General features: G+C 64.1%; 21 protein-coding genes. 5 read left to right on the top strand and 16 right to left on the bottom strand.

Annotated features, from left to right (window positions below; translation table 11 throughout):
• The first annotated feature begins 6 nt into the window (after positions 1-6).
• The 3 genes from K408_RS0125175 (at position 7) to K408_RS0125165 (ending at position 2,076) form a co-directional block, all read left to right on the top strand.
• Entirely contained in the window at positions 7-483 is a 477-nt protein-coding gene (locus tag K408_RS0125175; protein ID WP_024341251.1) for a MaoC family dehydratase, read from the top strand.
• A gap of 27 nt (positions 484-510) precedes the next feature.
• Positions 511-963, top strand: a complete 453-nt coding sequence (locus tag K408_RS0125170) for a MaoC family dehydratase (RefSeq protein WP_024341250.1) — start codon at positions 511-513, stop codon at positions 961-963.
• Between the two features lie 132 nt (positions 964-1,095).
• Positions 1,096-2,076: a tripartite tricarboxylate transporter substrate binding protein gene (locus K408_RS0125165; RefSeq protein ID WP_024341249.1), complete on the top strand. Its 981-nt coding sequence runs from the start codon at positions 1,096-1,098 to the stop codon at positions 2,074-2,076.
• Between the two features lie 130 nt (positions 2,077-2,206).
• Here the strand turns inward: K408_RS0125165 and mtnK are convergent, their stop codons facing one another.
• Positions 2,207-3,493, bottom strand: a complete 1,287-nt coding sequence (mtnK, locus tag K408_RS0125160; RefSeq protein ID WP_024341248.1) for an S-methyl-5-thioribose kinase — start codon at positions 3,491-3,493, stop codon at positions 2,207-2,209.
• A 315-nt stretch (positions 3,494-3,808) separates the two neighbouring features.
• Here mtnK and K408_RS0125155 point away from each other — a divergent pair, with 315 nt between their 5' ends.
• Positions 3,809-4,261 (top strand): YidB family protein, encoded by a 453-nt coding sequence (locus K408_RS0125155; protein WP_024341247.1) that lies wholly within the window; start codon positions 3,809-3,811, stop codon positions 4,259-4,261.
• Between the two features lie 32 nt (positions 4,262-4,293).
• Complete coding sequence (locus K408_RS0125150) at positions 4,294-4,557, top strand: GlsB/YeaQ/YmgE family stress response membrane protein (protein WP_024341246.1); 264 nt, start codon at positions 4,294-4,296, stop codon at positions 4,555-4,557.
• A 99-nt stretch (positions 4,558-4,656) separates the two neighbouring features.
• Here K408_RS0125150 and K408_RS0125145 read toward each other — a convergent pair whose 3' ends face one another.
• The 15 genes from K408_RS0125145 to nuoF form a co-directional block, all read right to left on the bottom strand.
• Complete coding sequence (locus K408_RS0125145) at positions 4,657-5,265, bottom strand: class I SAM-dependent methyltransferase (protein ID WP_024341245.1); 609 nt, start codon at positions 5,263-5,265, stop codon at positions 4,657-4,659.
• 27 nt (positions 5,266-5,292) lie between these two features.
• Positions 5,293-5,646, bottom strand: coding sequence for a hypothetical protein (locus K408_RS0125140; RefSeq protein WP_024341244.1), 354 nt, complete (start codon positions 5,644-5,646; stop codon positions 5,293-5,295).
• Between the two features lie 104 nt (positions 5,647-5,750).
• The gene (locus tag K408_RS0125135) at positions 5,751-6,026 is read right to left on the bottom strand and encodes a DUF1467 family protein (protein ID WP_024341243.1); all 276 of its coding nucleotides are present in this window, start codon (positions 6,024-6,026) and stop codon (positions 5,751-5,753) included.
• A gap of 9 nt (positions 6,027-6,035) precedes the next feature.
• Positions 6,036-6,440, bottom strand: a complete 405-nt coding sequence (mce, locus tag K408_RS0125130; protein WP_024341242.1) for a methylmalonyl-CoA epimerase — start codon at positions 6,438-6,440, stop codon at positions 6,036-6,038.
• Between the two features lie 15 nt (positions 6,441-6,455).
• Positions 6,456-8,126, bottom strand: a complete 1,671-nt coding sequence (locus tag K408_RS0125125) for a ribonuclease J (RefSeq protein WP_024341241.1) — start codon at positions 8,124-8,126, stop codon at positions 6,456-6,458.
• Complete coding sequence (locus K408_RS0125120; RefSeq protein ID WP_024341240.1) at positions 8,126-8,932, bottom strand: biotin--[acetyl-CoA-carboxylase] ligase; 807 nt, start codon at positions 8,930-8,932, stop codon at positions 8,126-8,128. The genes K408_RS0125125 and K408_RS0125120 overlap by 1 nt, the downstream gene beginning before the upstream one ends.
• Before the next feature lies 1 nt (position 8,933).
• On the bottom strand, positions 8,934-10,370 hold the full coding sequence (gene nuoN, locus K408_RS0125115; protein WP_024341239.1) for an NADH-quinone oxidoreductase subunit NuoN: 1,437 nt from the start codon (positions 10,368-10,370) through the stop codon (positions 8,934-8,936).
• A gap of 22 nt (positions 10,371-10,392) precedes the next feature.
• Entirely contained in the window at positions 10,393-11,901 is a 1,509-nt protein-coding gene (locus tag K408_RS0125110) for an NADH-quinone oxidoreductase subunit M (RefSeq protein ID WP_024341238.1), read from the bottom strand.
• Positions 11,902-14,004 (bottom strand): NADH-quinone oxidoreductase subunit L, encoded by a 2,103-nt coding sequence (nuoL, locus tag K408_RS0125105; protein ID WP_024341237.1) that lies wholly within the window; start codon positions 14,002-14,004, stop codon positions 11,902-11,904.
• An 8-nt stretch (positions 14,005-14,012) separates the two neighbouring features.
• Positions 14,013-14,321, bottom strand: coding sequence for an NADH-quinone oxidoreductase subunit NuoK (gene nuoK, locus K408_RS0125100; protein ID WP_015685769.1), 309 nt, complete (start codon positions 14,319-14,321; stop codon positions 14,013-14,015).
• On the bottom strand, positions 14,318-14,956 hold the full coding sequence (locus tag K408_RS0125095; protein WP_024341236.1) for an NADH-quinone oxidoreductase subunit J: 639 nt from the start codon (positions 14,954-14,956) through the stop codon (positions 14,318-14,320). Before K408_RS0125095 ends, nuoK begins: the two co-directional genes overlap by 4 nt.
• Before the next feature lie 9 nt (positions 14,957-14,965).
• Positions 14,966-15,454 carry an NADH-quinone oxidoreductase subunit NuoI gene (nuoI, locus tag K408_RS0125090; RefSeq protein ID WP_024341235.1) on the bottom strand — a complete coding sequence of 163 codons (489 nt, stop codon included), beginning with the start codon at positions 15,452-15,454 and terminating at the stop codon, positions 14,966-14,968.
• Between the two features lie 14 nt (positions 15,455-15,468).
• Positions 15,469-16,536 carry an NADH-quinone oxidoreductase subunit NuoH gene (gene nuoH, locus K408_RS0125085; protein ID WP_029674295.1) on the bottom strand — a complete coding sequence of 356 codons (1,068 nt, stop codon included), beginning with the start codon at positions 16,534-16,536 and terminating at the stop codon, positions 15,469-15,471.
• Between the two features lie 10 nt (positions 16,537-16,546).
• A complete protein-coding gene (gene nuoG, locus K408_RS0125080; protein WP_024341233.1) occupies positions 16,547-18,622 on the bottom strand; it encodes an NADH-quinone oxidoreductase subunit NuoG in 2,076 nt (691 codons plus the stop codon).
• 5 nt (positions 18,623-18,627) lie between these two features.
• Complete coding sequence (nuoF, locus tag K408_RS0125075; RefSeq protein ID WP_024341232.1) at positions 18,628-19,953, bottom strand: NADH-quinone oxidoreductase subunit NuoF; 1,326 nt, start codon at positions 19,951-19,953, stop codon at positions 18,628-18,630.

Here is a 19,953-nt window from a genome sequence, read left to right as displayed (position 1 = left end):
GATGCGATGACGCAAGCGCCCACGTTCGAGACCGATTTCTGGAAAGACGCCAACTTGCGAAAGGTGTGGGACGAGATCGTGCCTGGCGAACCTCGCAAGACGATTCCGTACAAGCTGACGTTGGAAGCCATCCAGCTCTACTGCCGCTCGGTCGGGGAAGATCACCCGCTTTACTTCGACGAGGCTTACGCCAGGAAAACCCCGTATGGCGGCTTAATCGCCCCGCCGTCGATTCACATTCTGCTGATGTTCGCCTGCACGCCGAACGACGATTGGATGCGAACGCCGGGCACCATCAATGCCGGCCAGTCCTGGAGCTACAACAAGCCGGCTCGGCCTGGCGATATGATCACCCTGCATGCGCGCGCATTGGACAAGTTCATCAAGCGCGAGCGCCTCTTCGTCGTCCACGACAACGTGTTCTTCAATCAGCATGGCGAAGTCATCTGTTCTGGCCGCGGACAGACCATTCGTCCCGCCTGATTGCAGCGATAGACAAGGAAACTCGGCATGACCACCAGCTTCGACACTCTTTCCGTTGGCGACACGATCGACGGTCCGAAATTCGACGTGTCACGTGAATCGATCCGCCTGTTCTGCGATGGCTCGCTCGACTACAACCCTCTGCATCTCGACGACGACTACATGAGGAACAACTTCGGCAAGACTAATTTCGGCGGCATCATCATGCACGGCATGAACAATTTCGGGCTGATCACCCGCATGCTGACCGATTGGGCCTACCCAGCCGGCGCCATTCAGCGACGCTTGGAGACGCGCTGGCTCAAGCCGGTCAAGCCGGGCGACACCATTCAACCGGTGGGGGTGGTGAAGGCGAAGCAGACGACGCAGAAATCCCGCTGGGTGCTGATCGACGTACTGGTCCGCAATCAAAGAGCCGAACACGTCGCGGCGGGCGAAGCCATGGTCGAGTTTCCGCTGTCTGATTCGATCGCGGCCTGACGAGGCGCGCGGGCGGCGAATGCCGCTGCGCTCACCGCATCGGCACGTCTCGTAGCCGGTCGTCCGGCCCTGCCAAGCCTTGGCACAACAAAAAACGATGAGCGTCGTTCGAACGCTAGACGGGAGGAAAACATGAACTGGGTTGCAAGGAGCTGGCTCGCTCTGGTGCTGACGCTGCTATCGCTCTCGAATTCGCTTGGCGAGGCATCTGCCCAGCAGTTCCCGCCGAGCCAGATCAAAATCGTCGTGCCCTTCCCGGCCGGCGGCACCACGGACATTCTCGCGCGTTTCATCGCACAACAGCTTGGTGAGAAGCTTGGGGTACCGACCATCGTGGAAAATCGTGCTGGCGCGTCCGGTACCATCGGCTCCGAGATGGTTGCAAAATCACCGGCTGACGGCAGCGTGCTGCTCATCGCCGCCACCCACCACGTCATTAATCCGAGTCTGTTTCGCAAGCTGCCGTATGACACGCAAAGCGCATTCTCGCCGGTGGCGCTGGTCGCGAGGGCTCCCAATGCGCTCGTGGTCTCCAAGGATTTCCCCGCCAAGAATGTCGCCGAACTGATCGCAATGGCGAAGAAAGATCCCGGCAAACTGTCGTTTGGCTCCTCCGGCATCGGCGGCGCCAATCATTTGTCCGGAGAACTCTTCAAGCAAATGGCAGGCATCGACATCGTACACATCCCCTACAAGGGAGCGGCGCCGGCTATGAACGACCTGCTTGGCGGCCATATCCCGATCATGTTCGACACCCTGCCGACCGTGCTCCCGGCCGCCTCGGCTGGCAACATTCGCGTGCTCGCCGTTACCAGCATGACGCGCGCGGCGTCGCTTCCGGACGTGCCCACTCTCGATGAAGCTGGCGTCAAGAATTTCGAGGCGACGGCATGGTTCGGCATGTACATGCCCGCCGCGGACGGTAGCACTGCCTACTCTCGGATGGTCGAGGTCATGGGCGATCTTTTGGCCAGTCCGACCATCGCTGAGAAATTCGCAACGCAGGGAGTCACTCCCGGCACATTGGCGGGCACGAATTTCAGCCGGTTCGTACACGCCGAGATCAACAAATGGGCGGCCGTTGTCAAGGCGGCTAATGTGCCTCTCGAATAAGGCAAGAGGCAGAGCGGGGCGATCGTTGGCCCGTTGCGGTTCCAGCCAAACGATCCGGAGTCTTCCCCGCGGAAAGCCTGGATTGCTTCACTACGCTCGCAACGACGGACTGCAATGATGCGCCAGGGCGTCAGGACAGCTCCGGCATCCAGTCGCTCAGTTTTCGCGCAGCGCCGGCGACGTCAGCGATCGCCGGAAACGCCTTCGTCTCCATCATCATTGCCCGCGCCAGCCGCACCGCCCGCGCCTCGCAGGTCGCGCGCGCCTGCGGGTCTTCGATCAGCTCGAAGTCGATGTTGTGGGCGAGACCGAAGATGCGGCGGATGACCTTGGCCGCGGCGAAGCCGACCGTGTCGGCAAACAGGCGCTGCATGTAGGCCTGCCGTTCGGCTTCCAGCCGTGCCGCCCCCTTCTCGCCCGCGAAGAGCGAGACAGGATAGCCATCGCCTTCCGCGCCGGCGCGCCAGAGATCGAGGAACTTGCGGGCGAACTCATTCCAGACCTGCTCGACGGTCTCCAGCAGCCACGTCTCGAACGCACGGCGATCGCCCGGTGCGCGCTCATGGCCGCTTGATGCAAAGTAGGCCATCAGCAGGTTCGCCAGCACGGCGCCGACATCGAATCCCATCGGACCGTAGAACGCAAATTCAGGGTCGATCACCCTCGTCTCGTTCTCCGTCACCATGATGGAGCCGGTGTGGAGGTCGCCATGAAGCAGCGCTTCAGGGCTTGCCATGAACTTCAGCTTCAGGCGGGAGACCGCAATATGCAGGTCCATGTCTTCGCGCAGCTCAGCGGCCAAGCCGTCGAGATAGGGCGTAGTCCAGCGGTTCTGCTCGGCGATGCGGTAAGGATCGGTGAAGATCAGGTCCTCTGTGATCTTGCACAGCGCGTGGTTGCCGGCAAAGGCAGCAATGCCCTGCTTCTTCTCGGCTGCGGACAGCGCGAGGTCGGACGTGAAGAACAAGGTCTGCGCCATGAAGGTGGTGATGTCGTCCACGAACCGCGGATATTGCGTCGCCGCAACCAGCCCCTTGCGCATGATGATGTGCGGCTCGAGCAACTCCATCACGGTCAGGGCCAAGGGTTCGTTGTGATGCAGCAGCGACGGCACGAGACCGGGCGCGAGCTCGGCCTGCCGGGACAGAGCGAGATATTCGTAATGGGCCCGCGACAGCGGCAAGGGCCAGCTTTCGCCGACCAGCCGGACATAAGGCAGTGCCTGCTTCACGGCGATACCGGCGCGCGCCCCCTTGACGATAAAGACGAGGTTGAGATTGCCGTCGCCGACCTCCGTGATCTCCCAGGAGGACGGATCGCCGCCGAGCAGCGCCTTGAGCTCCAAAATCCCCGCGAGATAATCCCGCAGGTCGGCTTCATGTAGAATCCGATAATCCCCTGCCCGGTCCCCGGTCATGACGATCCCATCCCACCTATGGACCGGATCGTTACTCCCGACGCTGGGAAGCTCGAGCCGATCCCGGCCATTCTTTTGACCGGATCGTAATCGCAATCGACGCGGTCTGCCACCCGCCTGTCGCTGGGCGCACTCCAAGAGCAGCCACCACACCACACCGTCCGCGGATCGGCCCAGCAACGGCTCCATGCAGCGACCATCGTGGGGTCAGCGAGCTAGACGCGCTGGGACGCTTGGTCGCGAGCGGGCCGATCTAAAGGAACACAAGCGGGCCGAGACAGTTTTGCGTGTCTGACCTTTCGAAGGAGTTGCCAGATGCGCCGCGGAATGCCCTCCATGACTGCCCTTTTGGCCATGCTGGCCATTGCAGGATATCAGAACCGCGACAAACTGGCTGAGCTGATGAAGGGCGCAGGGGGTGGCGGCTCGTCCGCAGGCGGTCAGCAGCCGCTCGGAGGAATGCTCGGCAATCTCGGCGGCATGCTCGGAGCGGGCGGAATCGGCGGCCTCCTCAACGGCGGGATTGGCGAGCTCCTGGAGCGGTTCAACCAAAATGGGCAGGGCGAGGTCGCCGATTCATGGGTGAAGCCCGGGCCTAACAAGGACATTTCCTCCCAGCAGCTCAAAGAAGCCGTCGGCAGCGACGTCCTGGAGAAGCTTGCACAACAGACCGGGCTTTCTCAGGACGATATCGTCGCACGGCTGTCCCGCGAGCTTCCTTCCGCAATCGACAAATACACGCCTGACGGGCGTCTGCCCGAGGCATAGAAGCAGCGGCTCAACTCAGAAGAGGTCTACACATGAGTATTCTTTGGACCATCATCATTGGCTTTCTCGCCGGTGTGATCGCCAAGTTCATCATGCCGGGCGACAATGAACCTTCCGGCTTCATCCTGACGACCATCCTCGGCATCGTCGGCGCGTTCGTTGCCTCCTACCTCGGGCAAGCGCTGGGCTGGTATCGTCCAGGCGAAGGGGCCGGTCTGATCGGTGCGGTGGTCGGCGCCATCATCGTGCTGTTTGTCTACGGTCTCTTCGCCGGGCGGCAACGTCGAGCGATCTAGGACTGGCGCGAGCTGCTGGCAGGCCCGCTCTCAGCGGAATGCCTGCCGGACAGCTCGCGTCGCTGCGATGCCGCTGCTGTCGCGAACTTGCCGCGCCTCTCAAATGCGCTGCGCCAGCCAGATGGTGTGACCGCCGCAATCGGGGTCTTCTATCACGTACGACACCGTGCGGAATCCGTTGCGGTCGAGCAGCGATCGATACTCGGCGGGATCCAAGCTGGCATGATAGAGCGGCTCGCCGCCGAGCGCGCCGATCGCCTCGCCCCGGGCCGGACCGCTCGTGAACATCAGCGCCGCCTCAGGCCTTGCATGGTCGCGGAAGATCGGAAACATGCGGCGCTGGTCGTCGAAACAGAGGTGAAAGAAGCTATCCCAGGCAAGGATGCCGCAAAAATTCCGGCCCATCGCAAGCTGGCGCATGTCTGCGACGATCCATTCCTGCTCGGGGAAACGCCGTCGGGACGCATCAATCATGGCCGAAGAGGAATCCACTCCCGTGACGGGATGATCAAGCCCGATCAGATACTCCGCCAGCGGCTCCGCCGAGCCGCAGCCGAGATCGAGAACTGAGCCGGCAGGCGGCAGCAGCGCACGAAAACGGTCAAGCCAAGCTCGTTCGAACAGACTGCTTTGGGCGCGACTCTCGATCCAGTCCAAGGCCTTGCGCTGGTAGAGATCGATGATATCCGCTGCGGCTTCCGATGCCATCCAGGAGCTCCAGCGCTTCGGCCGAAGCTAGAAGGTTTCCCGCTCCAGGAAGCTGGAACCGATGTCGGCCTTTCTCTTGATGGGACCGTAATCACAATACACGCTGTCCGCCACCAGCGTGTAGCTGGCGTAGACGCTGTATTTGTCGGTCTTGACCGAATTCAGGCCGATCACCGAGGTGCTCTTGCCGCCGTTCCATTTGAACGGCGTCGAACTCTTCGCCTGCTCGCAGGCCATCACGGCCTCGTTGAAGACGTAGCCCTCGACGAAGGCCTTCAGGGTGCGAACCTGCACGGCCATTTTCCATTCGAAATAGCCGACGGCACCAAGTCCGGCGACGATCAGGACCAGAAGCGCGACCACGATACGCTGAAAAGTCATTGGTTTCCCCGAACAAACTAATCGCAAAATTCTAGGCGAGTAACGCGATCAAGCAAAGTCTATCGCCGAGCTACTCCACCTCTCCCCGACGGGGAGAGGTGACACTAGAACGGCATTCCCATCAATTTCGACAGGCGCTCGATCGAGAGGTAGCCGGCATGATAGGCCGCGACGCCGACCCCGTAGATGATCGCCGAGATGATCGTGGTCCAAATCAGCTTGCGGCCCATCCGCGTCAGGATCGGCGCGCCAGGATCGGTCCCGGGTGCGCCGACGCCATCTTCGTGCTGGCTGCGCACGCCGAACGGCAGCGTTACGAACAGCGCGACCCACCAGATGACGAAGTAGATCGCGAGCGCGGTGGAGATCTGGATGGCCATGGGGCGGCCTTACGCCTGCTCGATCTCGACCAGCGCGCCGGAAAAGTCCTTCGGGTGCAGGAACAGCACCGGCTTGCCGTGGGCGCCGATCTTCGGCACGCCGTCGCCGAGCACCCGCGCGCCCTCCTTCACCAAGGTGTCACGCGATGCGATGATGTCCACGACCTCGTAGCAGACATGGTGGATGCCACCGTCCGCATTGCGCTCGAGGAACTTCGCGATCGGCGAGGACTCACCAAGCGGCTCGATGAACTCGATCTTGGTGTTGGGCAAGGTCGCGAACACGGTGGTGACGCCGTGCTCGGGCAGCGGGACGGCCTCCGAAATCTCGGCCCCGAACGCCGCGCCATAGATCTTCGCAGCCTTGACGGCATCCCTGGTTGCGATCGCGACATGGTTGAGCCGGCCCAGCATCTTGTCTCCCTCCCCTTACACTGTCAGTACATGTACCAGACAGGGGGGCTTCTTGCCCCAATGTTCGTTGATCACGGCCCGGACCGCACGTCGCACCGACTCGGCCAGAGCATCCGGATCCCGCCGTCGCGCCCTTGGCAGCCCCTCGATCGTGGACATCACGGCGTCAAAGACGAGGTCGTCGAAAGTCTCGCCCGACCTGTTCTTCTCGGGGATGCCGACCAGATCGACTTCGGGCTCGTCGGCCAGCTCGCCCTGCCCGGTCATGGCGATGGCGACGAAGGCGCAGCCGGAAAAAGCCATGCGGCGCCGCTCGACCACGGCGCGGGACTTGGAGTCCTCCAAAATCGTGCCATCCTTGTAGAGACGGCCGGAAGGCACCTCGCCGACGATGCCGGGATCACCGGGACCGAGCTTGACGAGGTCGCCGTTGCGGCACACCAGCACGCGCGGCACGCCGGCGGCGCGCGCCAGCTTTGCGTGCTCGTGCAGGTGCAGGGCCTCGCCATGGACCGGAATCAGGAGCTGCGGCTTCACCCAGGAAATCAGGTCGCGCAATTCCTCGCGGCGGGGATGGCCGGAGACGTGGACCAGGGCGTCGCGGTCGGTGATGATCTCGACGCCCTGGAGCACCAGATTGTTGACGATCGAGCTGACGGCCTTCTCGTTGCCCGGAATGGTGCGCGAGGAAAAGATGACGCTGTCGCCGCGGTTGAGCGTGATCTCGGGATGGTCGTCGTTGGCGATGCGGGCCAGCGCCGCGCGCGGCTCGCCCTGGCTGCCGGTGCACAGCGCCAGCACCTTGTCCTGCGGAAGATGGCCGTAGACCTCGGGCGAGCGGAAATTCTGCACGTTCTCGAGATAGCCGGTCTCGCGCGCGACCTGCACCACACGCTCCATGGCGCGCCCGACCACGACGACCTCGCGGTCGGCAGCTTTCGCAGCGTCGGCCACGGCCTTGATGCGGGCGACGTTGGAGGCGAAGGTCGTCACCGCGACCCGCCCCTTGGCCGTCTTCACGAGCTCGATGATGGTCCGGGCGACGTCGGCTTCCGATGGCGAGCGGCCGTCGCGCACGGCATTGGTGGAATCGCCGATCAGGGCGAGCACACCCTGCTCGCCCAGTTCGCGCAGCCGCTTCTCGTCCGTCGGGGGCCCCAGGGTCGGGGTGGGGTCGATCTTCCAGTCGCCGGTGTGCAACACGATGCCGGCATCGGTGTGGATCGCCAGTGCATGCGCTTCGGGAATCGAATGCGCGACGGGAATGAACTCGACGTTGAACGGGCCGACATCGACGCGACCGCCTGATGGCACCACGGTGACCGGGATCTCGGGCGCGTTGCGCTCGGCAGCGCATTTGGCCTCGAATAGCGCAGCGCTGAACTTGGTGGCGTAGATCGGGCATTTCAGCTTGGGCCAGAGGTCGATGATGGCGCCGAAATGGTCCTCATGGGCATGGGTCAACACCAGACCCATCAAGTTCTTGCGCTCCTTCTCCAGGAAGGCGATGTCCGGCATGATCAGATCGATGCCCGGCAGATGCTCCTCGTCGCCGAAGGACACGCCGAGATCGACCGCGAGCCAGGCGCGCTGGTGACGGTTGCCCAGGCCGTAGATCGACAGGTTCATGCCGATCTCGCCGACGCCGCCGAGCGGCGCAAACACCAATTCTTCCGGCCTTGCCATCACGCAGCTCCCACGGAGGCAACGGGACCGAAGAACACCTCGCCCGCAGCCACCGGCACAAGGCGGCCTTCGGGGGTGCGAACGATCAGGCAGCCGGTGTCGTCGATAGTGTCAAAAACGCCTTCCAGCGTCATGGTTCCCGTGTGGATCGAGACCTTCTCACCGAGGCCGGCAGCGCGCTCCAGCCAGAGCTTGCGGATCTCGGCGAAGCCGCGGCCATTGTCCCAGATGCCGCGGAACTCGACCCAGGCATCCGAGAGGGCCGAAAACAGCTCCTCGGCGCTGATCTGCACGCCGAGCGCGGCCAGCGACACCGCCGGGGTCGGCGTGCCCTCGGGAGCGGCAACCACGTTGGTACCGATGCCGACGACGACAGCGAGGCCGCTCCCGACCGCCTCGGCCTCGAGGCCAATGCCGACCAGCTTCTTGCCGCCGGCGAGCACATCATTCGGCCATTTCAGGACGTAGCGGGGCCTGTCAGGACCGAACCGCAATGCGGCCTCGAGGCTCACCTTTTCCAGCGCCGCCTCTTGCGCCAGACCCGCCGCAAAACCGATCGTGGCGGCGACCGCAGGCGCAATGTCCAGGACTTCGAGGACGCTGGCTGCGAGATTGCCCCTCGGCGCGATCCAGGCGCGCTGGCGGCGGCCGCGGCCGGCGGTCTGCTCAGATGTCACGAACCACATCGGGCCGCGTTCGCCGGCGCGGGCGCGCTCGATCGCCTCGGTATTGGTCGAGCCGGTCCGATCGAACGCCGCGAGCTTGTAGCCCGCGGACAATGCGCGAGGACCGAGCGCGAAAGCCATCCTAGAACAGCGACTTTGCCGCGGCCGAAGCGACGCTCACCACGGGACCCGCAAACAACGCGAACAGCAGGTTGAACAGGCCCGCGACAGCCAGCACCGTCCGCACCTCGATGCGCACCGGATCGACCTGGCCGGCCGGCTCGTCGAAGTACATCGTCTTGACGATGGCGAGGTAGTAGTAAGCACCCACCACGCTGGTCAGCACGCCGATGACGGCGAGCGTGAACAGGTTCGCCTTGATGGCCGCGACGAAGACGTACCATTTGGCGAAGAAGCCGGCGAGCGGCGGAATGCCGGCGAGCGAGAACAGCAGCATCGCGAACATGAAGGCGAGCAGCGGATTGGTCCGCGACAGGCCGGCGAAATCGGTGATCTGCTCCACGGCTTGGCCGTTGCGCTTCATGGCGAGGATGATGGCGAACGAGCCGAGCGTCATCGCGACATAGATCACGATGTACATCAGCACGCCCTGCGCGCCCTCGACCGTGCCGGAGGCGAGGCCGACGAGGGCAAAGCCCATGTGGCCGATCGAGGAGTACGCCATCAGGCGCTTGATGTTGGTCTGGCCGATCGCGGCGAAGGAGCCGAGCGCCATCGAGGCGATCGAGACGAACACCAGGATCTGCTGCCATTGCGAGACGATGCCTGGGAATGCGGTCAGCGTGACGCGGGTGAAGACGGCGAGCGCGGCCACCTTCGGCGCGGACGCGAAAAAGGCGGTGACCGGGGTCGGCGCGCCCTCATAGACGTCCGGCGTCCACATGTGGAACGGCACGGCCGAGACCTTGAAGCAGAGGCCGACGAGCAGGAAGACGAGGCCGAACACCAGGCCGACATTCGAGACCGTCGCGGCCGCGGCAATCCCGGTGAAGCTGACCGTGCCGGTGAAGCCATAGACCAGCGAGGCTCCGTAGAGCAGCATGCCCGAAGACAGCGCGCCGAGCACGAAATACTTCAGGCCGGCTTCGGTCGACTTGGCATTGTCACGGTTCGAGGCCGCCACGACGTAGAGCGCGAGCGACATCAGTTCGAGGCCGAGATAGAGCGAGATCAGGTCGCCGGCCGAGATCAGCACCATCATGCCGAGCGTCGAGAGCAGCACCAGGATGGCATATTCGAAGATGCGGCGCGAGGGGTCGGACAGGAACTCGGTCGACAGCACCAGCGTCACCGCCGAGCCGATCAGGGCCAGGATCTTCATGAAGCGGGCGAAGTCGTCGACGATGAAGCTGCCGCCGAAGGTGACCTGCTTGCCCGCGGGCTGCATGTAGACGAGCGCGCCGACCACGATCAGGAGCACCACCGCCAGAGAGGTGACGGTGCTGGTCGTCCCCTGCCCGCGAAAGGCTCCGAGCATCAGAAGCGCCATCGCGCCGACCGCGAGCACGAGCTCGGGCAGCACCGGCGCCAGTTGATAACCTGCAATCACAAAGTTCATGGCGATATCCTGACCTGCCCGTTTACTGGAGCAGTGCGGCGGCCTTCACGGCCGTCACGGCGGAGTTGTAGTTGTTGACGAGTTGCTGGACCGAGGCGGCCGACATGTCGAGCACCGGCTTCGGATAGACGCCAAACAGGATCGTCAGTGCGATCATCGGGAACAGCGTCAGGCACTCCCGGAAGGTGAGATCCTTCATGTTCGCCAACGACGGCTTGACCAACGCGCCGAACACGACCTTGCGGTAGAGCCACAGCGCATAGGCCGCCGACAGGATCACGCCGAAGCTGGCGAAGAACGCGGTCGGGATCGAGACCTTGAAGGTGCCGAGCAGCGTCATGAACTCGCCGACGAATCCGCTCGTGCCGGGCAGACCGACATTGGCCATGGTGAAGACCATGAAGGTCAGGGCATAGAGCGGCATCCGGTTGACGAGGCCGCCATAGGCCGCGATCTCGCGGGTATGCAGGCGGTCGTAGACGACGCCGACGCAGAGGAACAGCGCGCCGGAGACGATGCCGTGCGAGATCATCTGGAAGACGCCGCCGGCGACACCCTGCATGGTGCCGGCGAAGATGCCCATGGTGACGAAGCCCATATGCGCCACGGACGAGTAAGCGATCAGCTTCTTCATGTCCTCCTGCATCAGGGCCACCAGCGAGGTGTAGATGATGGCGATGGCCGACAGCGTGAACACCAGCGGCGCGAAGTCGTGCGAGGCCAGGGGGAACATCGGCAGCGAGAAGCGCAGGAAGCCGTAGCCGCCCATCTTCAGGAGGATGGCGGCCAGGACCACGGAGCCCGCGGTCGGCGCTTCGACGTGCGCGTCGGGCAGCCAGGTGTGCACCGGCCACATCGGCATCTTCACCGCAAACGAGGCGAAGAACGCGAGCCACGCCCAGGTCTGCAAACCGCGCGGCACGGCGGTGTGCATCAGGGTCGGGATATCGGTGGTGCCGCCGTTCCAGTACAGCGCCATGATGGCGAGCAGCATCAGGACCGAGCCGAGCAGCGTGTAGAGGAAGAACTTGAACGACGCGTAGACCCGGCGCGGACCGCCCCAGACGCCGATGATCAGGAACATCGGGATCAGGCCGCCCTCGAAGAACAGGTAGAACAGCACGAGGTCGAGCGCCGAGAAGGTGCCGATCATCAGCGTTTCCAGGATCAGGAACGCCATCATGTATTCGCGGACGCGGTTGGTGATCGCCTTCCAGCTCGCGATGATGCAGAACGGCATCACTGCGGTGGTCAGGATCACCAGCGGCAGCGAGATGCCGTCGACGCCCATGTGGTAGGTGATGCCGGTGGCGAGCCAGTTCGCCTTCTCGACGAACTGGAAGTCCGGGTTGGCGGGATCGAAGCGCATGACCAGGATCACCGACACCGCGAAGGTGATCAGCGTGGTCCAGAGCGCGATCCAGCGCGAATTGCGCTTGGCTGCCTCGTCATCGCCGCGGCTGAGATAGACGATCAGCGCGCCGACCAGCGGCAGGAACGTCGTGACCGAAAGGATGGGCCAGGTTGTCATTTACTGGCCTCCAAAGCCGAACATGAACCAGGTGATCAGCCCGGCGGCGCCGATCAGCATGGCGAATGCGTAGTGATAGAGATAGCCGGTCTGGATCTTGACGACGTTGCGGGTGACATCAAGCACACGCGCCGAGACGCCGTCGGGGCCGAGGCCGTCGATGATGAAGCCGTCGCCCTTCTTCCAGAGCTGGTATCCGAGCCACTTCGCCGGACGGACGAAGATGATGTCGTAGAGCTCGTCGAAGTACCATTTGTTGAGCAGGAACTGGTACAGCATCGGCTGCGTGTTCGCGAGCTCGACCGGCAGGTAGGGACGGCGGATGTAGAACAGGTACGAGACGAGGAAGCCCAGCACCATCATGACCGTCGGCAGGAAGGCGATGGTCTGCGGGATGTGGTGCATCTCCTCGATGATGTGCGGGTTCATCTTCAAGGACTCGCGGAAGAACTCCTCGATGCCGTGACCGGCGAACAGCTCCTTGAACGGCAGCCCTGCGACGAACGAGCCGACCGCGAGCACGCCGAGCGGGATCAGCATCCAGAGCGGAGCCTCGTGCGCGGCCTCGTAGTGATGCTCGTCATGCGGCTCGCCGTGGAAGGTCTTGAAGATCAGGCGCCAGGAGTAGAACGAGGTCAGGCCGGCGGCGACGATCGTCATGAGGAAGCCGTACACCGCGAACGGATTGTGCGAGGCGTAGGCCGCCTCGATGATCGCGTCCTTGGAGAAATAGCCGGCGGTGAGCGGGAAGCCGGTCAGCGCCAGGGTGCCGACCACCATCACCGCATAGGTGTAGGGGATCTTCTTCCAGAGGCCGCCCATGTTGCGGATGTCCTGCTCGTGGTGCATCGCGTAGATCACCGAGCCGGAGCCCAGGAACAGCAGCGCCTTGAAGAAGGCGTGCGTGAACAGGTGGAACATGCCGACCGAATAGGCCCCTGCCCCCATCGCCACGAACATGTAGCCGAGCTGCGAGCAGGTCGAGTAGGCGACGATGCGCTTGATGTCGTTCTGGACGAGGCCGATGGTCGCCGCGAAGAACGCCGTGGTGGCGCCGAAGAACATCACGACGGCCTGCGCGTTCGGCGCGAGCTCGAACAGCGGCGACAGGCGCGCCACCATGAAGACGCCGGCGGTGACCATGGTCGCGGCGTGGATCAGCGCCGACACCGGGGTCGGACCCTCCATCGCGTCCGGCAACCAGGTGTGCAGCAGGAACTGCGCGGACTTGCCCATCGCGCCCATGAACAGCAGCAGGCAGGTCAGGGTCAGCGCATCGGCATGCCAGCCCAGGAAGTTGATGGTCTTGCCGGTGAGGCCGGGGGCGGCATTGAAGATCGTCTCGAAATCGGTCGAGCCGACCAGCATAAAGACCGCGAAGATGCCGAGCGCGAAGCCGAAATCGCCGACGCGGTTGACCACGAAGGCCTTGATCGCGGCGGCGTTCGCCGACGGCTTCTGGTACCAGAAGCCGATCAGCAGGTAGCTGGCCAGACCCACGCCTTCCCAGCCGAAGAACAGCTGCACGAGGTTGTCCGCCGTCACCAGCATCAGCATGGCGAAGGTGAACAGCGAGAGATAGCCGAAGAAGCGAGGCCGGTTCGGGTCCTCGTCCATGTAGCCAATGGAATAGAGGTGCACGAGCGAGGACACGGTCGTGACCACCACCAGCATCACGGCGGTGAGCGTGTCGACGCGGAGCGTCCACCAGACCTGGAGGTCGCCGGAGAAGATCCAGGGCAGCAGCTGGATCCTGTAGTCGTGGTGCATGAAGCCCACATCGACCAGCGTCATCCAGGATAGCGCGGCCGAGACGAACAGCAGGGTCGTTGTGATCAGCTCGGCGCCGCGCGAGCCCGCCGCAGGCGGCTCGGCCGGGCCATGACCGTGATCGTCATGCCCGTCGCCGGGCTCGTGATGGGTCTCGTGGATGACCGAGGCGTCCTGATTGATCGTATCGGACGCATGGGCATGCGCATGCCCGTGGTCGCCGTGATGCTCGACCTCGTCGCCCGAGGGGTTGCGGGCATGCGCCCCGAACAGCGCGATCAGGCCGGCCAGAATGGCGCCCAGCAGAGGCAGGAAAACGATTGCCTGAACCATTTGAGAGCTCAGCCCTTCATCAGATTGACGTCCTCAACCGCGATCGAACCGCGGTTGCGGAAATAGACCACCAGGATGGCGAGACCGATCGCGGCTTCCGCCGCCGCGACGGTGAGCACCAACAGCGCGAAGACCTGGCCGACAATGTCGCCGAGGAAGGTCGAGAACGCCACGAGGTTGATGTTGACCGCGAGCAGGATCAGCTCGATCGACATCAGGATGACGATGATGTTCTTGCGGTTCAGGAAGATGCCGAGAATGCCGAGCGTGAACAGGATCGCGCCGACCGCCAGGTAATGTCCGAGCCCGATCGTCATTTCACCCACTCCGCCGCATCGGCGTCCGAGAGCCCCTGCCCCGGCGCCACCTTGCGCATCGCCATCGCCATTTCGGGCGTGCGCGCGTTCTGAACGTTGATGTCCTGCCGCTTCACGCTGGCCTTGTGGCGCAGCGTCAGCACGATGGCGCCGATCATGGCAACCAGCAGCACCATGCCCGAGAGCTGGAAGTAGTGGATGTACTTCGTATAGAGCACGAGGCCGAGCGCTTCGGTGTTGCTGACATCGGCCGGGATCGCCGCCGTGATGGTCTTGGAGAGGCCGGGATTGATGACCCAGAATCCGACGGTGAGCAGCAGTTCGAACAGGAAGATGCCGCCGATCACGAGGCCGACCGGCAGGTACTCGATGAATCCTTCGCGCAGCTCGAGGAAGTCGACGTCGAGCATCATGATCACGAACAGGAACAACACGGCGACCGCGCCGACATAGACGACGATCAGCATCATGCCGAGGAACTCGGCGCCCATCAGCACGAACAGGCCGGAGGCGTTGACGAAGGCCAGGATCAGGTACAGCACGGAGTGCACGGGATTGCGCGAGACAATCACCATCACCGCCGAGGCGACGCAGACGCCGGCGAAGAGATAGAAGAACAGCGCGGGAAGGATCATGCCCTCACCTCACCGGTACGGCGCGTCGAGCTCGATCGCTTTCGCGATCTCGCGTTCCCAGCGGTCGCCGTTGGCGAGCAGCTTGGCCTTGTCATAATAGAGCTCCTCGCGGGTCTCGGTCGCGAACTCGAAATTCGGGCCCTCGACGATGGCATCGACCGGGCAGGCCTCCTGGCAGAGGCCGCAATAGATGCACTTCACCATGTCGATGTCGTAGCGCACGGTGCGGCGGGTGCCGTCGTTGCGGCGCGGGCCGGCCTCGATGGTAATGGCCTGCGCCGGGCACACCGCTTCGCACAGCTTGCAGGCGATGCAGCGCTCTTCGCCGTTCGGATAGCGGCGCAGCGCGTGCTCGCCGCGGAAGCGCGGCGAGATCGGGCCCTTCTCGAACGGATAGTTCAGCGTCGGCTTCGGCTGGAAGAAGTAGCGCATGGCGAGGAAGAATGCCGAGACGAATTCCGACAGCAGAAGCGAGCGTGCAGTGGCGTTGATATTGATACCCATGACGGCCCTCACTTCGGCGCGATGCCGGCGAATTGCAGCACGCCGGCCACCACGATCACCATCGCCAATGACAACGGCAGGAACACCTTCCAGCCGAGGCGCATCAGTTGATCGTAGCGGTAGCGGGGCACGATCGCCTTCGCCATCGCGAACAGGAAGAACATGAAGAACAGCTTCAGCGAGAACCAGATGATCCCCGGCACCCAGTTGAAGGGCGGCAGGTCCACCGGCGGCAGCCAGCCGCCGAGGAACAAGATGGTGGCCATCGCGCACATCGTGACGATCGCGACATACTCGCCGAGCATGAACAGCAGGTAGGGAGTCGAGCCGTATTCGACCATGAAGCCGGCGACGAGTTCGGATTCCGCTTCGACGAGGTCGAAGGGCGGACGGTTGGTTTCCGCCAGCGCCGAGACGTAGAACACCACGAACATCGGAAACAGCGGCCAGACGTACCAGTTCAGGATCGTCAACTGCGGCAGCCCGATCAGGCTGGCAAGGCCGCGGGTGTGCTGGGCCTCGACCACGGCGGTGAGGTTCAGCGTGCCGGCGCAGAGCAACACGGTGATGATGACGAAGCCGATCGAGACCTCGTAGGACACCATCTGCGCCGCCGAGCGCAGCGCGGCCAGGAACGGGTATTTCGAGTTCGACGACCAGCCGGCCATGATGATGCCGTAGATCGACAGCGACGAGATCGCGAAGATGAAGAGGATGCCGACATTGATGTCGGCGATCACCCAGCCGAGATTGGTCGGGATCACCGCCCAGGCGGCCAGCGCAAGCACGCACGACACCAGCGGCGCCAGCAGGAACACGCCCTTGTTGGCCCCCGCCGGGATGATCGGCTCCTTCAGCACGAATTTGAGCAGGTCCGCGAAGGACTGCAGCAGGCCCCAGGGACCGACCACGTTCGGGCCGCGGCGGATCTGCACCGCCGCCCAGATCTTGCGGTCGGCAAGCAGGATGTAGGCGATCGCGACCAGAAGGACGACGAGCACCAGGACGCTCTGCGCGACCATGATGATCAGCGGCCAGAGGAACCCGGTCCAGAATGCGCTTTCGAAAAATTCCATCAGATCACGCTCACTCCGCTGCGGTCAGCATGTGCCCGGAGGCGAGGCGCGAGCACTCCGCCATGACGGCGGATGCACGCGCGATTGGATTGGTCAGGTAGAAGTCCTCGATCAGGGGCTTGAACGGCGCCTTCTCCGGCGTGCCGCCCTTCCCCGCCAGCTTCTTGATCTGGTCGGCGGAACCGGCCTCGATCTGGTCGAGACGGATCAGATGCGGCACCGCCTTGAAGAGCGCCTGGCGCAGCTGAGCGAGCGAGTCGTAGCCGAGCTTCCTGCCGAGCGCCTCGGACAGCGCGCGGATGATCGCCCAGTCCTCGCGGGCTTCGCCCGGCGGGAACGCGGCGCGGCCGGTCATCTGCACACGGCCCTCCGTATTGACGTAGATTGCGGACTTCTCGGTGTAGGCCGCGGCCGGCAGAATTACGTCGGCGCGATGCGCGCCGCGATCGCCGTGGGTGCCGATATAGACGACGAAGGTGCCGTCCGGCGCCTTGATCTCATCGGCCCCGAGCAGGAACAACAGATCCAGCGTGCCGAACGTCGTCATCTGCGCGGCGTTCAACCCGCCGCCGGTCGCAGCAAAGCCGATGTCGAGCGCGCCGACGCGTGAGGCGGTCTCATGCAGCACGCCAAAGCCGTTCCAGCCGTCCTTGACCGCGCCGACGTCGAGCGCGAGCTTGGCAGCGGCGGCGAGAATGGCGGCGCCATCGTGGCGGGCAGCCGCGCCCGCGCCGACCATGATGATCGGATTCTTGGCGTTCTTCAGCACGTCCATGAAAGAGTGCTTGCCGGCCGCGAGCTCACCCAGCGTATCGGTGCCCGCGCCCAGGTGATCGTAATCGTAGGTCAGGTTGGGCCTGGCGCCGATCACGCCGACCTTGAAGCCGCCGGTGCGCCAACGCTTGCGGATGCGGGCGTTGAACACCGCCGCCTCTTTCCGCGGATTGGCGCCGATGATGAGCAGCGCATCGGCCTGCTCGACGCCTGCTAGTGTCGGATTGAAGATGTAGGAGCCGCGGCCGAGCGCGGGATCGAAGGCATCGCCGCCCTGCACCGCCAAATTGCCCGAGCCGTATTTGGCGAGCAGATCCTTCAGCGCGAACATCTCCTCGACGCCGGCGAGGTCGCCGGCGATGGCACCGATGCGCTTGCCGTCGGTGCGCGCCGCCTTGGCGGCGATTGCGGCGAAAGCTTCGGGCCAGGTCGCCGCGCGCAGCTTGCCGGCCTCGCGGATATAGGGCCTGTCGAGGCGCTGGGTGCGCAGGCCGTCGACGACGTGGCGGGTCTTGTCGGAGATCCACTCCTCGTTCACGGCCTCGTTGATACGCGGCAGGATGCGCATCACCTCGCGGCCACGGGTGTCGACGCGGATCGCTGATCCCAGGCCGTCCATGACGTCGATCGACTGGGTCTTGCCGAGCTCCCACGGGCGCGCCGCAAATGCATAAGGCTTCGAGGTCAGCGCGCCGACCGGGCAGATGTCGACGAGGTTGCCCTGCAACTCCGAGGACAGCGCGTGCTCGAGATAGGTGGTGATCTCCATGTCCTCGCCGCGGCCGATCGCACCCATCTCGGGGGCGCCGGCGACTTCCGCCGAGAAGCGGACGCAGCGCGTGCACTGGATGCAGCGGTTCATCGACGTCTTGACCAGCGCGCCGAGATATTTGTCCTCGACCGCGCGCTTGTTCTCCGCGAAGCGGCTGGTGTCGACACCATAGCCCATCGCCTGGTCCTGCAGGTCGCACTCGCCGCCCTGGTCGCAGATCGGACAGTCCAGCGGATGGTTGATGAGAAGGAATTCCATCACGCCTTCGCGTGCCTTCTTCACCATCGGCGAACGCGTGGAGATCTCCGGCGGCTCGCCCTTTGGCCCCGGACGGCAGTCGCGCACGCCCCAGGCGCAGCTCGCGACCGGCTTCGGGCCGCCCTTCACCTCGACGAGGCACATCCGGCAATTGCCGGCGATCGACAGCCGCTCGTGATAGCAGAAGCGCGGAATCTCGGCGCCGGCCGCCTCGCACGCCTGGAGCAACGTGTATTCGGCAGGGACATCGATTTCTTTGCCGTCGATGATGAGCTTGGTCATGTCTCTTACTCCGCCGCGACCATGTTCACGGGATCGCGGACGCCGATATCGTCGACATCGGCCCTGTGCGAATACTGGTCGATGCGCGCTTCGATCTCGTGGCGGAAATGCGTGATCAGGCCCTGGATCGGCCAGGCCGCCGCATCGCCCAGCGCACAGATCGTGTGGCCTTCGATCTGCTTGGTCACCTCGAGCAGCATGTCGATCTCGCGCTTGTGGGCGCGGCCTTCGGCCATGCGGGTGAGGACGCGCCACATCCAGCCGGTGCCTTCGCGGCAAGGCGTGCACTGGCCGCAGCTCTCGTGCTTGTAGAAATAGGAGATGCGGGCGATGGCGCGGATCAGGTCGGTGGACTTGTCCATCACGATCACGGCCGCGGTGCCGAGGCCCGAGCGCAGCTTGCTCAAGGAGTCGAAATCCATCGGCGTGTCGATGATCTGCTCGGCCGGCACCATGCGCACCGACGAGCCGCCGGGGATCACCGCCTTGAGGTTGTCCCAGCCGCCGCGGATGCCGCCGCAATGCTTCTCGACCAGCTCGCGGAACGGAATGCCCATGGCTTCTTCGACGTTGCACGGACGCTCGACATGGCCGGAGATGCAGAACAGCTTGGTGCCGACATTGTTCGGACGGCCGATGCCGGCGAACCAAGCCGCGCCACGACGCAGGATGTCAGGGGCAACCGCAATCGACTCGACGTTGTTGACCGTGGTCGGGCAGCCGAACAGGCCGACATTGGCCGGGAACGGCGGCTTGAGGCGCGGCTGGCCCTTCTTGCCTTCGAGGCTTTCGAGCAGTGCGGTCTCCTCGCCGCAGATATAGGCGCCGGCGCCGTGGGCGACGTAGAGGTCGAACGGCCAGCCGTTGACGTTGTCCTTGCCGATCAGCTTGGCCTCATAGGCCTGGTCAATCGCGGCCTGAAGGCGCTCGCGCTCGCGGATGAACTCGCCGCGAACATAGATGTAGCAGGCATGCGCATTCATCGCGAAGCTGGCGATCAGGCAGCCCTCGACCAGCAGATGCGGATCGTGCCGCAAGATCTCGCGGTCCTTGCAGGTGCCGGGCTCGGACTCGTCGGCGTTGACGACGAGATAGCTGGGACGACCGTCGGTGGACTCCTTCGGCATGAAGGACCATTTCAGACCAGTCGGGAAGCCGGCGCCGCCGCGGCCGCGGAGCCCTGAGGCCTTCATCTCGTTGATGATCCAGTCGCGGCCCTTGTCGATGATGTTCTTGGTGCCGTCCCAGGCGCCGCGGCGCCGCGCGCCCTCGAGCCCCCAATCGTGGAGGCCGTAGAGGTTCTTGAAGATGCGGTCCTTGTCCTCGAGCAT

Source organism: Bradyrhizobium sp. in8p8 (assembly GCF_000426845.1).
In the GTDB taxonomy this organism is placed as follows: domain Bacteria; phylum Pseudomonadota; class Alphaproteobacteria; order Rhizobiales; family Xanthobacteraceae; genus Bradyrhizobium; species Bradyrhizobium japonicum_C.
Note: the sequence above shows the minus strand (reverse complement) of the source record. Positions and strands in the feature narration are given on the sequence as shown.

Bases quoted from the DNA above. Each gene is read 5' to 3' on its own strand.
- K408_RS0125175 (WP_024341251.1), top strand. From the start codon at position 7: ATGACGCAAGCGCCCACGTTCGAGACCGATTTCTGGAAAGACGCCAAC.
- K408_RS0125170 (WP_024341250.1), top strand. From the start codon at position 511: ATGACCACCAGCTTCGACACTCTTTCCGTTGGCGACACGATCGACGGT.
- K408_RS0125165 (WP_024341249.1), top strand. From the start codon at position 1,096: ATGAACTGGGTTGCAAGGAGCTGGCTCGCTCTGGTGCTGACGCTGCTA.
- mtnK (WP_024341248.1), bottom strand. From the start codon at position 3,493: ATGACCGGGGACCGGGCAGGGGATTATCGGATTCTACATGAAGCCGAC.
- K408_RS0125155 (WP_024341247.1), top strand. From the start codon at position 3,809: ATGCGCCGCGGAATGCCCTCCATGACTGCCCTTTTGGCCATGCTGGCC.
- K408_RS0125150 (WP_024341246.1), top strand. From the start codon at position 4,294: ATGAGTATTCTTTGGACCATCATCATTGGCTTTCTCGCCGGTGTGATC.
- K408_RS0125145 (WP_024341245.1), bottom strand. From the start codon at position 5,265: ATGGCATCGGAAGCCGCAGCGGATATCATCGATCTCTACCAGCGCAAG.
- K408_RS0125140 (WP_024341244.1), bottom strand. From the start codon at position 5,646: ATGACTTTTCAGCGTATCGTGGTCGCGCTTCTGGTCCTGATCGTCGCC.
- K408_RS0125135 (WP_024341243.1), bottom strand. From the start codon at position 6,026: ATGGCCATCCAGATCTCCACCGCGCTCGCGATCTACTTCGTCATCTGG.
- mce (WP_024341242.1), bottom strand. From the start codon at position 6,440: ATGCTGGGCCGGCTCAACCATGTCGCGATCGCAACCAGGGATGCCGTC.
- K408_RS0125125 (WP_024341241.1), bottom strand. From the start codon at position 8,126: ATGGCAAGGCCGGAAGAATTGGTGTTTGCGCCGCTCGGCGGCGTCGGC.
- K408_RS0125120 (WP_024341240.1), bottom strand. From the start codon at position 8,932: ATGGCTTTCGCGCTCGGTCCTCGCGCATTGTCCGCGGGCTACAAGCTC.
- nuoN (WP_024341239.1), bottom strand. From the start codon at position 10,370: ATGAACTTTGTGATTGCAGGTTATCAACTGGCGCCGGTGCTGCCCGAG.
- K408_RS0125110 (WP_024341238.1), bottom strand. From the start codon at position 11,901: ATGACAACCTGGCCCATCCTTTCGGTCACGACGTTCCTGCCGCTGGTC.
- nuoL (WP_024341237.1), bottom strand. From the start codon at position 14,004: ATGGTTCAGGCAATCGTTTTCCTGCCTCTGCTGGGCGCCATTCTGGCC.
- nuoK (WP_015685769.1), bottom strand. From the start codon at position 14,321: ATGACGATCGGGCTCGGACATTACCTGGCGGTCGGCGCGATCCTGTTC.
- K408_RS0125095 (WP_024341236.1), bottom strand. From the start codon at position 14,956: ATGATCCTTCCCGCGCTGTTCTTCTATCTCTTCGCCGGCGTCTGCGTC.
- nuoH (WP_029674295.1), bottom strand. From the start codon at position 16,536: ATGGAATTTTTCGAAAGCGCATTCTGGACCGGGTTCCTCTGGCCGCTG.
- nuoG (WP_024341233.1), bottom strand. From the start codon at position 18,622: ATGACCAAGCTCATCATCGACGGCAAAGAAATCGATGTCCCTGCCGAA.
- nuoF (WP_024341232.1), bottom strand. From the start codon at position 19,953: ATGCTCGAGGACAAGGACCGCATCTTCAAGAACCTCTACGGCCTCCAC.